We start from the raw sequence: 1,916 nt of genomic DNA, 5'->3' as shown, positions 1-1,916 counted from the left end.
CCCTTCGCGCACCGTGTCACGGACGAAATGCGCCAGGTGACCGGGCGGCACGAACTCATGCAGCGAAGGCGGCAAAAGCCAGCCCTGATCGACATCCCAAGAGCGAAACACTTTGGCCATGAGCCAGTGAATCATCCCGAAGCCACCCGGTCCAGAGGATTACTCGGACGGGCTCCTAGCCGCTGCGCTTCGCATAGCGATCAAGCATCTCGGCGCGCAGCGCAGCCTCGGAGACGAGATGCGCGCCGCCGAGCCAGATCGACTCGATTGCGCCGGTGCTGTCGCGGACCAGGCGTGCTGTCTCACCCGGGCTGTTGAAGCCCGACGCCTTGCTCAGGCGACCCTGGTCAGGAGCCTCGACCGCGATCTCCCCCGCGTCGAGAAAGGGCGTGAAGAGGGCCGGGCTGGCGCAGAGCACCTTGTTGCCGACGGGGACGAGATCGCCGCAGGCCCAGATGCTCCACCAGCGCCCAACCCAGCCTTCCGTCTCGGGCGAGGGRCCACCTTCATCGGAAAATGTCCGGACGATGTGGAGGATGCCGTCGAGCCATTGATGGGCCAACCCGTCAATGGCATTGGTCAGGACCGAGATCGTCAGGTCCTGCTTCGGCAGGACGACGGTACGGGTGATGAAGCCCTGGAAACCACCGGAATGGCCGAACCATTTCCAGTCGCCATGTCCGCCGGAAATCGTGCCAAGGCCGTAATGGCGGCCAAGACTGGCTTCGTCGTCGGGCCAGAGACGGCGGCTCATCTCGCGGCGACTGAGCGGCGACAGGATGCTGCGCTCTGCCTGCGGTGAAAGCTGCGCGAAGTAACGCGCGACGTCTGCGGCAGTAGCCACGAAGCCGGCGGCGGAGGTCATGCCGTGTCCGGGGTTGTCTCCGGGAATGACCACCCTGCGCCCAAGAGGCATTCTGGGGCTATGACCCTTGGCCATGGGGCGGTCTGCCCAGAGCCCGATATCAGGGCGGGTTTCGCTGAGTTGCGCAGGTGCGACGACCTCGGCGGCAATCCAGTCACGATAGGCCTGGCCCGCCACGGCTTCGATGACGAGGCCGAGAAGGCCGAAGCCATGGTTCGAGTATTTGAAGCGCTGCGAGGGCGGAAAGGGCTGCGCAACCGAGAGATCGGCGAGCAACTCGTCCTTGCTGAGATAGGGCTTGCGGTCGAAGAACTGGCCGTTGTCGGCGCCATCTCGGGTCAGGCCGGCGCTGTTCGAGAGCAGTTGCGCCAGGGTCACGGCGGCGACGTCAGGATGCAGGCCGGTGACAAAGCTACCGACCTTGTCATCGAGCCTGATGCGGCCCGCCTCGACCAGTCGCAGGATCCCGGCTGCCGTGAACGTCTTGGAATGCGAGGCGATGCGAAAGCCGTGGCGCGGCGTCAACGCTTCTCCGGTCTCGATGTCGGCGCTGCCGAAGGCAGCCTCCAGGACGATCTTCTGGCCGCTCGCGATGGCCACGGCGCAGCCCGGCTGATCGTGATGGCGGCGCTGGAATTCGAGCCAGCTCGAGACATAATTCAGGGCAGCGGGCAGCCAGGGCGTCATCGGGCAATCCATCATTGGCGATGTGGGGGATGGAACATGGCACGATCACCGCGAGGGCGGCAGATATGCAGGAGCAAGCGCTGCCATGCGAGCGTGACGCAGCGCGAGGCCCGGATCTCAGGTTGAACGCGGGCGTGACAGCGTTTCGCTTGCCCTCGCAGCCCGGCCATGGCATCCGTCCCGCCACTCTGAAAGGACCAACCAGTGGACAAGACAGAACTCGCCAAGCTCGAAGCCTATCTTCGGCGCACCTTCGCCAATCATGGCATCAGCGTGCGGGCGCGCATGAAGAAGACCGATTCCGCCGAGGTTTATCTGGGTGAAGAGTTCATCGGCATCATCCATGTCGACGACGAGGATGGCC

2 protein-coding genes are annotated in these 1,916 nt (G+C 64.6%); one reads left to right on the top strand and one right to left on the bottom strand.

All coding sequences use genetic code 11. The features are described 5' to 3' along the window. Nucleotides 1–175: 175 nt before the first annotated feature. Complete coding sequence (locus tag AC1D34_RS37170; RefSeq protein ID WP_476826974.1) at nucleotides 176–1,552, bottom strand: serine hydrolase domain-containing protein; 1,377 nt, start codon at nucleotides 1,550–1,552, stop codon at nucleotides 176–178. Between the two features lie 204 nt (nucleotides 1,553–1,756). Here AC1D34_RS37170 and AC1D34_RS37165 point away from each other — a divergent pair. Next, on the top strand, nucleotides 1,757–1,916 hold a 160-nt coding region (locus AC1D34_RS37165; RefSeq protein WP_476826975.1), incomplete at its 3' end, for a DUF3126 family protein.

The sequence above is a fragment of the Allobosea sp. P1_A7 genome (genome assembly GCF_056406775.1).
Note: the sequence above shows the minus strand (reverse complement) of the source record. Positions and strands in the feature narration are given on the sequence as shown.